Annotated in this window: 9 protein-coding genes; 3 read left to right on the forward strand and 6 right to left on the reverse strand. The window is 75.7% G+C overall.

The features are described from left to right. Positions 1-74 precede the first annotated feature (74 nt). From FHX73_RS07370 to FHX73_RS45525, 3 genes are all read right to left on the reverse strand, one after another. Entirely contained in the window at positions 75-1,517 is a 1,443-nt protein-coding gene (locus tag FHX73_RS07370) for an aldehyde dehydrogenase family protein (RefSeq protein ID WP_145904218.1), read from the reverse strand. Positions 1,518-1,654: 137 nt separating this feature from the next. Beyond that, a complete protein-coding gene (locus FHX73_RS07375) occupies positions 1,655-3,274 on the reverse strand; it encodes a PucR family transcriptional regulator (RefSeq protein ID WP_145904219.1) in 1,620 nt (539 codons plus the stop codon). 163 nt (positions 3,275-3,437) lie between these two features. Further along, positions 3,438-5,471: a type IV secretory system conjugative DNA transfer family protein gene (locus FHX73_RS45525; RefSeq protein ID WP_211786154.1), complete on the reverse strand. Its 2,034-nt coding sequence runs from the start codon at positions 5,469-5,471 to the stop codon at positions 3,438-3,440. A gap of 330 nt (positions 5,472-5,801) precedes the next feature. Between FHX73_RS45525 and gabT the strand changes: the two genes are divergently transcribed. The 3 genes from gabT to FHX73_RS07395 all read left to right on the forward strand — a co-directional run bounded on the left by gabT (position 5,802) and on the right by FHX73_RS07395 (position 8,796). Then, positions 5,802-7,157, forward strand: a complete 1,356-nt coding sequence (gabT, locus tag FHX73_RS07385; RefSeq protein ID WP_145904220.1) for a 4-aminobutyrate--2-oxoglutarate transaminase — start codon at positions 5,802-5,804, stop codon at positions 7,155-7,157. Between the two features lie 405 nt (positions 7,158-7,562). Further along, positions 7,563-8,183, forward strand: a complete 621-nt coding sequence (locus tag FHX73_RS07390; RefSeq protein WP_170304870.1) for a phosphatase PAP2 family protein — start codon at positions 7,563-7,565, stop codon at positions 8,181-8,183. 79 nt (positions 8,184-8,262) lie between these two features. Further along, complete coding sequence (locus tag FHX73_RS07395) at positions 8,263-8,796, forward strand: MarR family winged helix-turn-helix transcriptional regulator (protein WP_211786155.1); 534 nt, start codon at positions 8,263-8,265, stop codon at positions 8,794-8,796. 4 nt (positions 8,797-8,800) lie between these two features. Here FHX73_RS07395 and FHX73_RS07400 read toward each other — a convergent pair whose 3' ends face one another. The 3 genes from FHX73_RS07400 to FHX73_RS07410 form a co-directional block, all read right to left on the reverse strand. Next, positions 8,801-9,565 carry a ZIP family metal transporter gene (locus tag FHX73_RS07400; protein WP_145904222.1) on the reverse strand — a complete coding sequence of 255 codons (765 nt, stop codon included), beginning with the start codon at positions 9,563-9,565 and terminating at the stop codon, positions 8,801-8,803. Between the two features lie 128 nt (positions 9,566-9,693). Beyond that, positions 9,694-11,334, reverse strand: coding sequence for a restriction endonuclease (locus FHX73_RS47100; RefSeq protein ID WP_145904223.1), 1,641 nt, complete (start codon positions 11,332-11,334; stop codon positions 9,694-9,696). A 117-nt stretch (positions 11,335-11,451) separates the two neighbouring features. Then, entirely contained in the window at positions 11,452-13,128 is a 1,677-nt protein-coding gene (locus FHX73_RS07410; protein WP_145904224.1) for a hypothetical protein, read from the reverse strand. Positions 13,129-13,191 lie beyond the last annotated feature (63 nt).

Below are 13,191 nucleotides of genomic sequence, written 5' to 3' on the forward strand. Positions count from 1 at the left end.
TGCGCAAACGGGGTGCGGCCCCGGCCCCCGATCTCCTCGGGGTCCGGGGCCGCACCGGCGCGGGTGACGCGCCGTCAGAGGTCGAGGCCGGTGAGCACCAGCACCCGCTCGTAGGTGAAGTCGTCCATCGCGTACTTCACGCCCTCGCGGCCCACGCCGGAGTCCTTGACGCCGCCGTAGGGCATCTGGTCGGCCCGGTAGGACGGCGCGTCGCCGATGATCACACCGCCGACCTGGAGCTCCCGGTGGGCCCGGAAGGCGGTCTGCACGTCGTGCGTGAAGACGCCCGCCTGCAGGCCGAACTTGGAGTCGTTGACCGCCGCGAAGGCCTCCTCGGTGGACTCCACCCGGTGCAGCGAGAGCACCGGGCCGAACACCTCGGCGGTGGCCAGGACCGCGTCGGCCGGCAGCTCCGCCAGCACGGTCGGGGCGTAGCTGGCGCCCTCCCGGGTGCCGCCGGTGAGCACCTTGGCGCCCTTCGACACGGCGTCCTCGACCCACTCGGCGACCCGCTTGGCCGCGTTCTCGTCCACCAGCGGGCCGACGTCGGTGGCGTCCGCCGACGGGTCGCCGGTCACCTGGGCCTGCACCTTGGCGACCACCTTCTCGACCAGCGCGTCGTAGACCGACGCGTCCGCGATCACCCGCTGCACCGAGATGCAGGACTGGCCGCCCTGGTAGTTGGCGAAGGTCGCGATCCGGGTCGCGGCCCACTCCAGGTCGGCCTCGCTCGACCAGTCGGCCAGCACCACGGCCGCGGCGTTGCCGCCGAGCTCCAGGGTGACGTGCTTGCGCGGCACCGAGTCCATGATCTGGTAGCCGACCTTGTCCGAACCGGTGAAGGAGATCACCGGCAGGCGGTCGTCCTGCACCAGCGCGGGCATCTTGGCGTTCTCCACCGGCAGCACGCTCCAGGCGCCGGCCGGCAGCTCGGTCTCGGCCAGCAGCTCGCCGAGCAGCAGCGCGGAGAGCGGGGTGGCCGGGGCCGGCTTGAGGATGATCGGCGCGCCCACCGCGATCGCCGGGGCGACCTTGTGCGCCACCAGGTTCAGCGGGAAGTTGAACGGGGCGATGCCCAGCACCACGCCGCGCGGGAACTTGCGCACCACGGCGAAACGGCCCGTGCCGCCCGGGTCGGTGTCCAGCCGCATGGTCTCGCCGTTGGTGCGGCGGGCCTCCTCGGCGGCCCAGCGGAACACCGAGGCGGCCCGGCCGACCTCGCCGCGGGCCCACTTGATCGGCTTGCCGTTCTCGGCGGTGATCAGCCGGGCGATCTCCTCGGTGCGCTCGGTCAGCCGGCGGGCCACGTGGTCCAGCGCGGCGGCGCGCACGTGCGCCGGGGTCGCGGCGAACACCGGCAGGGCGGCGGCGGCGGCCGCCACGGCCTCCTCCACCTGGGCGTCGGTCGGCACGCTGACCGTGCCGACCAGGCTGTCGTCCCAGGGGTGGCGGACCTCGAAGCTCGACTCGCCGGTCTCCGGACGGCCGGCCAGCCAGAATGCGTGGGTCGTGGTCACGGTGCTACCGGCCCTCTCCTCGGTGGTTGGATGCTCCGCCCACGGTAGGCCGACCGGCGCACCGAACGGATTGGCCAAGGTGGCGCGAACCGGGCCGGCAGCGCGCCGCAGCGGAGCAGGCCGAAGCGGCGCGGGCTTCAGCGGAGCTGACCGGACTCCTCGCCCGAGCGCAGCGCCAGCCAGAGCTCCATCCGCACGTCGGTGTCGTCCAGCGAACGGCCGAGCAGCTCCTCCACCCGGCGCATCCGGTAGCGCAGGGTGTGCCGGTGCACCCCGAGGTCGGCCGCGGCCGCGTCCCACTGGCCGTGCCGGGAGAGCCAGGCGCGCAACGAGGCCACCAGGTCGCCACGGGCCGAACGGTCGTGCTCGCGCAGCGGGCGCAGCAGGCCCTCGGCGAACGCGGCCACCGCGTCCTCGCCGAGCAGCGGCAGCAGCGAACCGGCGCCGACCTCCTCGTGCCCCACCGAACGGCGGCCGCCGCGCAGCGCCACCGCCAGCGCCCGCTCGGCCTGCGCGTAGGCGCCGCCGGCCTCGTCCACCGGGGCCGGCGCGGAGACCCCGAGGGCCAGGCCCTCGTGCTCCTCCACCGCGCCCAGGCAGGCCCGGTGCACCGCGCCGCCGTCCACCGCGAGCAGCACCAGGCGCTCGCCGTGCGGCACCCCGTCCTTCACCTCGCGGGCCGGCTCCCGGGCCACCAGCAGCTTCTCGCCGGCCCGCCCGCCGGCCTGCTCGGCCCGCTCGGCCAGCTCGGTCAGGTCGTGCACCGGGGCGTCCGGCTCGTCCCGCTCGCCGACCGGGGTGGCGCCGGCCACCAGGATGCGTATGGTGCCCTCCGGCAGGCCGCCGAACAGGCCGCTGGCCACCTGGCGGGCGGTGCCCACCTGGCCGGCCAGCACCAGCCGCAGCAGCGCCGCGCCCATCCGCTCCTCGGCGTGCCGCAGCTCCCGGGAGCGCTCCAGGGTCAGCGTGAGCAGCGCGACGGCGGCGTTCAGCACGTAGCGCTCGGTCGGGGTGATCCGGTCCTCGGTGCCGACCGCGAGGAAGCCGCGGGCCCGCCGGTCGGCCCCCAGCGACTGGACCACCACGAAGTCCTCGTCGGCGGTGTCGAAGCCGGGCGCCCGGCCCTGCAGCGCGGCGCTGGCCGGGGCCGGTCTGCGGCGCAGCCGGTCCACCTCGGCGGCCAGCCGGGCGGCCCGCCGGGCGGCCCAGTCCGGGGCGACCACGGAGAGCGCGCCCGAGCTGTCGTACAGCGCCGCCCAGCCGCCGAGGCGGGCCGCCAGCCGGCGCACCACCGCGGCGGTGCCGTTCTGGCCGAGCGCCGCCCGGGTGAGCTCCTCCTGGGCCTCGAAGCTGGTGGTCACCGCCTCGTACTGCTCGGCCGCCAGGGCCGCCGAGACGGTCTTGCTGATCGCGATGAACGGGGTCGGCTCGGGCACCCGCAGCAGCGGCAGTCCGCGCTGCGCGGCGGCCTCCACCAGCGGCTGCGGCACCTCGGTGTGCGAGAGGCCGACGCCCAGGCCCAGGCCCACCACGCCGGCGTCGGCCAGCCGGTGCACGTAGGCCTGCAGGTTCTTGCTGCTGGTGCCGAGCTTGATGCCGGTGGTGAGCAGCAGTTCGCCGCCCTCCAGGAAGGGCGTGGGGTCGTCCAGCTCGCTGGTGTGGACCCAGCGCACCGGGCGCTCCAGGTGGTCCGCGCCGGCGAGGACCGTGAGGTGGAGGGAGGAGTTGCGCACGACTGACGCGAGTGTGGGAGGCATGACACCTTCGGTGGGGACCGGTCCGGCGGCCTCGTCGCAGCCAGGCCAACTGAGGGTTTCGCCTTCATTATGGACGCTTCGGACAAGGCGCGGCACCGAATCCACCGGAGCGTAACTAACCGAAAGCCCGTTCCTCGCCCGCCCGGCGTCAATTCACGCCCCGTCAGCTCCGCAGATCCACCAGCAGCGGCGGCACCTGCTCACCCGTCACCGTGGTCAGCGACACCACCGCGTGCCCGGTCGGCAGCGCGTGCGCCAGGTCCGACGGGGTCCAGCGCTGGCGCTCCACCTCGCGGGTGGTCACGCTCTCGGTCTGCGCCGTGGTCCCGGCCAGCACCTTGCGCAGCACCCGGCCGGTCTTGCGCAGCACCCCGCCCGAGGTGTCCGGGGCCAGCGTCACCGCCCGCTCCCGCACCAGCACCGTCCCCCATGCCTCGGAGAACAGCGCCCCGTCCCACGGCGCGATCCCCGGGAAGGCCATCCGGCAGCCCACCGCGCCGAACAGCGGCACCCGCAGCGCCTCCGGCAGGTCCACCAGGCTGCGCAGCACCAGCACCGCCCCCGCGTTCGCCCCCGGCAGCCGGCGCAGGCCCTGCACCGCGGCGGCGTCCAGCGCGGCCGCCGCGTCGTCCACCACCAGGCCGGCGAAGAGCGAACGGTCCGCGCGGGCCGCCGCGGCCTGCAGGAACTGGCCCACCACCAGCCGGGACAGGATCCTGGCCGCCTCCGGGTGACTGCGCTCCGGCAGCTTCACCCGCACCCGCAGCGGATGCTCCAACGCCCGCATCGCGAAGGCCGGCCGGGTCGCCGCCGCGCCCAGCTCGAAACAGCCCGCGAAGGCCGGCCGGTCCAGCAGCGCCAGCCGGTCCGCCAGCAGCACGCCCGGGTCGTCCGCCCGGCCCAGCCGGTCCCGGCGCTGCTGCACGTCCGGCTCGTACAGCGCCCAGTGCCCGGCCGCCCGCAGCCGCTCCACCAGCTCCACCCAGGCCGCGTCCTCGCCGGCCAGCAGCGCCCGCAGCTCGCGCAGTCCCGGGTAGCGGCCGTGCGCCGCGTGGAACGGGCCGACCACCTGCTGCAGCGCGATCCGGGCGCTCTCGCTGCGGGCCGACAGCTCGTCCGGCAGCAGCGCGTCCGCCAGCCGGGCCGCCGCCGCGTCCGGATCGGCCCCCGCGCCGTACAGGTCCAGCCCGTAGGCCGAGGCCGGGTCGCCCGGGGCGATCACCACGTCGTAGCCCGAGTCCGGCCCCAGCTCCGCCTCGGCCGCGCCGACCACCACCGCGCAGGCCGTCCGGGCCAGCGCCTGCAGGCACAGCGCCTCCGCCACCGGCCGGGCCAGCCGCGCCGTCTTCCCCGTCCCGGCCGGCCCCACCGCCAGCAGCGAGGTGGCCAGCAACCCGCGGTCCAGCGCGAACCCGGCCCCCCGGTGCGCGACCGGGTTCTTCACCACGTCCTGCACCGTCCCCAGCCGCACCTGACCCGCCAACAGATCGTGCTCCGCCACCCGCACCGGCACGTCCCGCGCCTGCGACGGGTGCACGCACGCCGCCGCCCCCCGCGCCGCCACCTGCTCCGCGAACGCCCCCAACAACTCCGGCTCCGCTACCACCTCCCCGTGCACCCGGTGGATCCGCACGTAGTCGACGTCGGTCACCCGCGCCCCGAGCGTGTCCTCGTCCAGCCGGGCGAGCGAGCCGGCGAGACCGGTCTGGCGCAGGGACTGCCAGGGGTCCTGGGCGGCCAGGGCCGCCTCGGCCGCCTCGGCGACCTCCTTCTCCCGCCGCTCGTCGGTGACGGCCTTGGAGAGGGTCGGCAGCAGGTTGCGCCGGAACCCGGCCGGGGAGAGGAACCGGCGGTACAGCTCGCCCCAGCGGCCCAGCTTCGCGCAGCTGGGGAGCAGCCCGACCAGGATGACCACGGTGATCAGGGTCTCTATCACGCTGAACTGGTCGGGGCTGACCGTCTTCGGGTTGAACCAGCCGAGGAAGCCGAGCACGTTCAGCACCAGCCAGCTGACGCAGAGGTAGCCGAAGACGTAGGCGCCGACGCCGACCACCGCGCGCCAGAGCAGCAGCGGTCCGGAGATCCGCTCCTCCTCGTCGTCGGAGCGCCCCGGCTCGGGCGGCAGGTAGCCGAGCCGCCAGGCCCCGCCGGGGGCCGCCGGGCGGGGCCTGGCCAGCCAGCTGCGCAGCCCGGTCACCGCCGCTCCCCCGCCGCCACCCCCCTGGTGCGGCACCCCCGTCGGGTCGAGGAGCCGTCCCTGCCGGCCCTGTGTGCCGTCCAACCCCATTGCGGCCCCGCTCCCTCGCCCCGACGCGCCCGGCTCTGTGGATACCCGTGCCGCCCGGTCGGCGACACGCGCGCCACTCAATCTAGTGGAGTGCGGGTGGTCGTCCGGGGCTCGACGGGCGCTGGCCGGGTCGGACAAGTCGGACGGCCCAGTGCGCCCAGGTGGCGCATGCCCGGCGCCGGGCGGCGGCCGTAGCCTGCGAGCATCGAGACAGAGCCGACCCCCCTTGGAGACACCCCCATGAGCGCCGCACCTCAGCTCCCGCAGGAGCGCCGTCTGGTCACCGCGATCCCCGGCCCGAAGTCGCAGGAGCTGCAGGCGCGCAAGCTCGGCGCGGTGGCGGCCGGGGTCGGCACCACGCTGCCGGTCTACGCCGCGGCCGCCGGTGGCGGCGTGCTGGTGGACGTGGACGGCAACAGCTTCATCGACTTCGGTTCCGGCATCGCCGTGACCAACGTCGGCAACAGCGCCGCGGCCGTGGTCGCCAAGGCGACCGAGCAGCTGGCCGCGTTCACCCACACCTGTTTCATGGTGACGCCGTACGAGGGCTACGTGGCGGTGGCCGAGCAGCTGAACCTGCTGACCCCGGGCGACCACGAGAAGCGCACCGCGCTGTTCAACTCGGGTGCCGAGGCGGTGGAGAACGCGGTGAAGATCGCCCGCGCCTACACCAAGCGCACCGCGGTGGTGGTGTTCGACCACGGCTACCACGGCCGGACCAACCTGACGATGGGTCTGACGGCGAAGAACATGCCGTACAAGCAGGGCTTCGGTCCGTTCGCCCCGGAGATCTACCGGGTGCCGGTGGCCTACCCGTACCGCTGGCTGACCGGCGCGGAGAACTGTGCCGCCGAGGCCGCCGCGCAGGCGATCGACGTGATCAACAAGCAGATCGGCGCGGAGAACGTGGCCGCGATCATCATCGAGCCGATCCAGGGCGAGGGCGGCTTCATCGAGCCGGCCAAGGGCTTCCTGCCGGCGATCGTCGAGTACGCCAAGGCGAACGGCATCGTCTTCGTCGCGGACGAGATCCAGACCGGCTTCTGCCGCACCGGCCAGTGGTTCGCCTGTGAGGACGAGGGCGTCGTGCCGGACCTGATCACCACCGCGAAGGGCATCGCCGGCGGTCTGCCGCTGGCCGCGGTGACCGGGCGCGCCGAGATCATGGACGCCGCGCACGCCGGTGGCCTGGGCGGCACCTACGGCGGCAACCCGGTGGCCTGCGCGGCCGCGCTGGGCGCCATCGAGACCATGAAGGAGCTGGACCTCAACGCGAAGGCGCAGCGGATCGGCGAGGTCATGCTGGGCCGCCTGCGGGCCATGCAGGAGAAGTTCGCCGGCAGCGACCGCTTCGCCATCGGCGAGGTCCGCGGCCGTGGCGCGATGATCGCCGTCGAGCTGGTGAAGCCGGGCGGCAAGGAGCCGAACCCGGAGGTGACGGCGGCGGTGGCCAAGGCCTGCCACGCCGAGGGCCTGATCGTGCTGACCGCCGGCACCTACGGCAACGTGCTGCGCTTCCTGCCCCCGCTGGTGATGCCGGAGCACCTGCTGGCCGAGGGCCTGGACATCATCGAGAACGCCTTCGCGGGCGTCTGATCCACCGTCGGGTCCACGGCACCTGACCTGCGGCGGCCGCGGCCGCCGGTGCGCCCGGCCGGGCGGAGCGCGTACGACCGGCCGGGCGCGCCGCGTCCCGACTTCTGACACCGAATGGAGGTTGCACTCCCGGTGGTGAAGATGCTGTGCGAACCCCGGCCGGTCGCCCCCGGTCGCAATCCGCTTGACGTAGTGTCATGACAGATGGACAGCGAGCCCCATCCCACGGTCGGCACTCCGGCCCGAGATGACAACCAGGCGTCGGCGACGGCGCCCGCACCAGACCGATCGACCGCCCGTCCGGCCCAAACCCCCCGGGGCGCACGGAACGGCGATCACCCAGGCCGCCCCGGAGCTCTCCCCCCCGCTCCGGGGCGGCTCTTCGCCGTCCTCGCGCACCCGCTGGTGCCGCTGGTCCTGGTCGTGCTGCTGGTGCTGGTCTCCTGGCAGGTCGCGGCCCACGGTCCGCTGCTGGGCCTGGACCGGGCCGTCCGGCACGCCACCGCCCGACTGCGCGACGGGCTGCGCGACCCGCTGGTGACCGGCGCGGCGCACGCCTTCTCCGACCTCGGCTCGACGGTGCCGGCGATCCCGCTGCTGTTCGGCGGCGGCGCGCTGGCGGCCTGGCGGTGGCGGCGGGCGGGTGCCCTGCGGTGGTGGCTGCCGGTGCCGGTGGCCGTGCTGGCCGCGGTGCTGATCCCGCTGCTGGTGGTGCCGGCCAAGGCCTGGTTCGCCCGGCCGGGTCCGCTCGGGCTGCCGCTGGCGCCGGGCTCGTGGGGCTGGTACCCGTCCGGGCACACCACCACGGCCTGCGTGAGCTACGGGGTGGCGGCGCTGCTGCTGGCCCGTACGGCGGGCCGGGTCGGGTGGTGGGCGGCGGGGGCCGCGGTGCTCTGGCTGGGGGTGGGGTGGGGCCTGGTCTGGTGCGACTACCACTGGTTCCTGGACGTGCTGGCCGGCTGGTGCCTCGCGGGCCTGGTGCTCTGGTGCCTGAACCGGTGGCTGCCCCATCCCGGGAGAAGCTGAGCCTGGCTCATCATGTGGCTGGCTCGGTACCGCTCCGGAGGGCTACGCTGACCCCACGCCACCGTCGAGGAGCCCCCGCATGACCAGCCCGTCCACCGGCTCCGGCCGCCCCGACGCACCGGACGCCGCCGCCCTCGACACCCTCGACGCGCCCGACGCGCCCGACACCGCAGAGCTCGCCGACGAGCTCACCCGCGCGATGAAGCGGATCCGCCACCGCACCGTGCACCGCCTGGAGCCCTACGGCCTGACGCCGGGTCAGGGCCGGGCGCTGCGGGTGCTGGCGCACGCCGACCGCTGCGAGACCCCCGGCCGGGCGATCCGGCTCTCCGAGCTGGCCGACCGGCTGAACATCGCGCCCCGCTCGGCCACCACCGTGGTGGACTCGCTGGAGCAGGGCGGGCTGGTCGAGCGGGTGCCCGACCCGGTGGACCGGCGGGCGGTCGGCCTGCTGCTGACGGCGGACGGCCGGGCGGCGGTGGAGCGGCTGGCCCAGGTCCGCCAGGAGGTGGCCCAGGAGTACTTCAGCGGCGCCGACCCGGCGGACGTGGCGGTGATGCTCCGGGTGCTGCGCGCCGCCGAGGCCGCGCACCGGACGGCCGAGGGCCGCTGAGCCCTCACTTGGCCAGCCCGACGACCAGCCAGAGGAAGCCGACCCCGGCCAGCGTGCAGAGCAGGGTGGACCGGGACGGGTGCGGGCTGTGCGCCTCGGGCAGGATGTCGGCGGTCGCCAGGTAGAGCAGGAAGCCGGCGAAGAAGCCCAGGTAGAGGCCGAGCAGGTGCTCCGGGATCCGGAACAGCAGGGTGATCGCCGCGCCGGTCACCGGGGCCAGCGCGTCGGCGCCGAGCAGCAGCAGCGCCCGCCGCCGGTCGTTCCCGTAGAGCCGGGTGACCGTGTAGGTGTTGAAGCCGTCGGCGAAGTCGTGCGCCACCACCGCCAGCGCCACCACCGTGCCCACCGTGCCGCCGGCCTGGAAGGCGGCGCCGATCGCGAAGCCGTCCATCACGCTGTGCCCGACCAGCGCACCGCCGGCCAGCAGGCCGACGCCCTCGGCCCGGCCGTGGTGCGGGTGGGCGTGCCCGTGCGCGTGGGTGTGGCTGGCGTACTCGCCCTCGTGCGCCCGGTGGATCGCCACCGAGCGCTCCACGCAGTGGATCAGCAGGAAGCCGGCGGCGAAGGTGAGCAGCGGCTCGGGCACGCCGAAGAGTTCGTCGGGGGTCTGCGCGAGCGCCTCGGGCAGCAGGTCGAAGGCGACCACGCCGAGCATCAGGCCGGCCGCGAGGCCGAGCACCAGGTGGCGCCGGTCGCCGGTGCGCTGGGCGACCAGGCCGCCGATCAGCGTGGTCAGGAAGGCCCCGATGGCGACCAGCACCGCCGTCACCCGGCACCTCCGCGCGTCCCCGACTCACCCCGGCCCTGCCACCCTCGCCCAACCGGTGCCGGGCCGCCCGCCGGGTGGCGCCGAACGGGTCGTCAGACTCCCCGGGTGGAAGGGCTGCGGACGGCGGGTCAGACGCCGGTGACGGCCAGCGGCAGGCCGAGGTGGGTCTCGGCCATGGCCCGGAAGCCGGGGCCGTCGGCGAGGTGCAGGTGGCGGTAGTCGGGGGTCTCGACCAGGTCGAGGGCCTCCTCGGTGAAGCCGCCGGTGCTCAGCCAGAGCCCGTGGCCGGCCGCCTCCTCGGCGACCGCCTCGGCCAGCATCCGCAGCCCGTCCGGGTCGATCGGCTCGTCCCGGCGGGAGGCGCAGACCACCCAGCGCCCGGGCAGCGCGCTGTCGGCGGGGCCGGTGCCGGTGGCGACCAGGCCGGACCGCCCGCGCGCCCGCACGCTCCAGTCGCCCAGCCCGCCCCGGGTGAGCACCTCGCGGACCAGCAGGGCGAACTCGCCGGCGGACAGCTCGCCGACCGCCGGCACCGCCGCGCCCGCGGTCGCGCAGGGCGGCACGGCGACCCGGGCGAACGGGTCCGGGGTGATGGCCGCCGCCAGGTCGCGCAGCCGGACCAGCGCCTCGTCCTGCTCGGCCGCCGCGTACACCCCGGGCTCGGTCTCCTCCTCGACCAGGACGGCGGCCTCGACCAGCCTGGTGCGGGCCAGCGCGTCCCGGTCGGCGTCCACGCTGAGCAGGCAGTCCCCCGGCGGCCGGCCGGATGCCGCCCCCGGGCCCGACTCGCGCAGCCAGCCGTTGAGCACCACGCCGGCCAGGATGCCGTCGGTGTCCACCGCCTCCACCGCCTGCAGCGCGCGCAGCGCGAGCCGGGAGACCAGGCGCAGGTAGTCGGTGGCCCGGTCGGCGGGGGCCCGGGGCACCGGGTGGATCGTGCCGTCCGGGGAGAGCCGGTAGCCGTCGAGCGACGGGACCAGGCCGAGCGGCGGCAGGTCCAGGTCGAGCACCGCGGTCCGGGTGAGCGGGCGGAAGACGGCGCGGCAGGGCGCGGGCAGTTCGGGCGTGCTCGCCTCGGCCGCGGCCAGCGCGCGTTCCAGCAGTGACTCGACGGCGGCCGGCTCGGCCTGCCGGTAGGCCCGGTGGCACTCCTCCAGGCTGTCGTTGTACTCCCGCACCGCCCTGGCCCGGGCCTGCTCGGCCTGCTCGTGCGCGGCCCGGGCGGCGGTCTCGGCCGGGTCGGCGGGGGCGGCGCGCTCGGTGCGCCACCGGCGCAGGGCGCGCTGGTACGCCAGCCGGGCCTCGGCGAGCCCGCGCTGGTAGCCGGAGTCCAGCAGCCGGCGGCCCTCGCCCTCCTCGGGCTGGGGCGGCGCGAAGTCCGCCCACACCGGTTCGCGCTGCTCGGCGGGCGCCTGGTCGGGGTAGGGGCGCGGCTCGTAACTGCGGCGCTGGCTCTCGAAGTCCATCGCGTTGACCGGCTGGGCCAGCCGGTCAAGCAACTCGGCCAGCCGCTGCTGCTCGGCCCGCACGGTGCTGGTGCGGTGGCGCGTCAGTTCGTCGGCCGGGACCGGGGGCGCACCCCCGGCCTGGCGGCCGGGCGGGACCCCGACCCGGACGTCGGGCCCGTCGGCCGACCCGGCGGGCGTGCCGCCGCCGGCCGGGTGCTCGGCGGCCGTGGCCGGGCCCTCGGTGGTGCCACCGAACACCGCGGCCAGGAAGCCGGTCCGGGCGGCGTCGAGGGCCGACTGACGCTTGGTCGGTTCCTGCATCGGCGGTCGGCCCCCGTGCTCGTCGTCGCACTTCTCGGGTGTGTTCCCGCCTGCATTCTCCACCGTTTTCGGTTGTCGCGTGCGGGGTTGACCCCCTCTCGGTCGGCCGGTGGCGGCTCAGTTGGTCATCGTGTTGGTGAGGTGCATGCCGATGTAGCCGACGTAGATCCGCCCGCTGCCGGAGCAGTCGTCGAGGTAGTGCAGCCGGGGCGCGGTGCGGCCGCCGCCGATCCGCAGGTGGGCGCCCATGAAGGCTCGCCCGCTCGGGTCCACCGAGTCCGGTACGGCGAACATCCGCTCCCGGCGCATCTTGGTGTGCGTGCAGACCGTGCGCGACTCCCCGCGCACCGCCTTGCGCGGCGGGAACCGGCTGCCGTTCTCCGCGGCCCGCTCGCACCACTGCTTGAAGTCGCCGCCGGCCGAGCCGTGCACGGCGGCCGCGGCGTACTCCTGCAGCGCGGTCAGGCCCTCCCAGGTGAGCTTGACCCAGTTGCCGGTGCGGTTCTCCAGGGCGAGCGTCTCCTTCTCGTCGCCGGTGAAGCTGAGCAGCGGGAACTCGCCCATCCGGCAGAGCAGTTCGGTGAAGCTGCCGGGGGCGGACGGCTCGCCCGGCAGGCAGAGCCGGCTGCTCAGTGACCAGGGGCGCTCACCGCCGCGGCGGGCCGGGCCCGGCTGCGGCTCCCGGCGCCAGACCCGGTGCGCGGTGCGCCTGGCCTCGCTCGGCTGACCGGCCGTCCGCTGACCCGTGCTCAGCCGGGCCGGCAGCGGCTCCGCGGCCGGCCGGGGCAGCACCGGTCGGCGGTCGGCTGGCCGCACCCGCAACTCCGGTACCCGGGCGAGCGGTTCGGGCAGCGGCGCCCGCGCGGCCAGTCTGCGCGGCTCGCGGGCGAGCAGTGCGGCGGCCCGGCGCGGCTCGTCCTCGATCCGGTAGCGGGGCAGCACCAGGTGGCGCAGCGCGTCCCGCCGGGAGGCCGGGTCCACCTCGGGCAGGTAGGTGCGCACGGCACCGCCGTAGACCGTGTGGTACTCCAGCGCGATGTTGAAGGCGACCCGGGCGGACGCGTCCAGCACGTAGCCGACGGCCAGGCCGGCGACCCCGGCGAAGAGCGGTCGCAGCAGTTCGGCGGTCCAGGCCGCCGGGTCGAGGTCGGCCGGCACGCTGGCCACCACGGTGGGCAGCCGGCGGGTCGGGTCGCAGAGTTCGTCGATCACCCCGTCCACTTCGGCGGCGGTGACGATCCTCGGGTGCGGGCGCACTTCGGCCGGTCCGTCCAGCGCGTCCAGCAGCGGGAGCAGGCGGTGGACCAGATCGGGGACCGGGACCCGGGAGGGGGTGCTGGGCCCGGTGGTGGCGGGCAGGTGCTCGGTCTCCACCCGCACCCAGGTGGGGCCGCCGTGCTCGGTGGCGACGGTCAGCGAGAGTTGCGCGGTGCCCTGCGGGGCGGGGCGGCGGAGCCTGCGGCGGGTGTAGTGGCCGGCCGGTCTGCCGACGGCGGCGGGCAGTCGGCCGTCGTCCCGGTCGAGCAGCACCCGGTCGGCGAGCCGGAGCCGTTCGGCGAGGGCCGGTTCGGTGCGGTCCGGGCCGAGCTCGGGGGGCACCGGCTCGGCGGGTGGTGGTTCGCCGTGGCCCTCGTGTTTGAGCCAGGCGCCGAGGCACTGGTCGGCCAGCGCGGCGGCCTCGGCGTGGGATTGACGGGTCGTCACCGTCATCCGGTACGGGGCGGCGTGACCGGGTGGGCAGCAGCCGGAGTCGGGGGTGGAGCCGCCGATCGCGGCGGCGTGGTCGATGCTCATGGGTGGTGCCTCCGTGATGCTCTGGTGGGGCCTGGGATTCCTCCATCGATGGGGTCGGGTACG

The sequence above is a fragment of the Kitasatospora viridis genome (assembly GCF_007829815.1).
Classification (GTDB): Bacteria; Actinomycetota; Actinomycetes; order Streptomycetales; family Streptomycetaceae; genus Kitasatospora; species Kitasatospora viridis.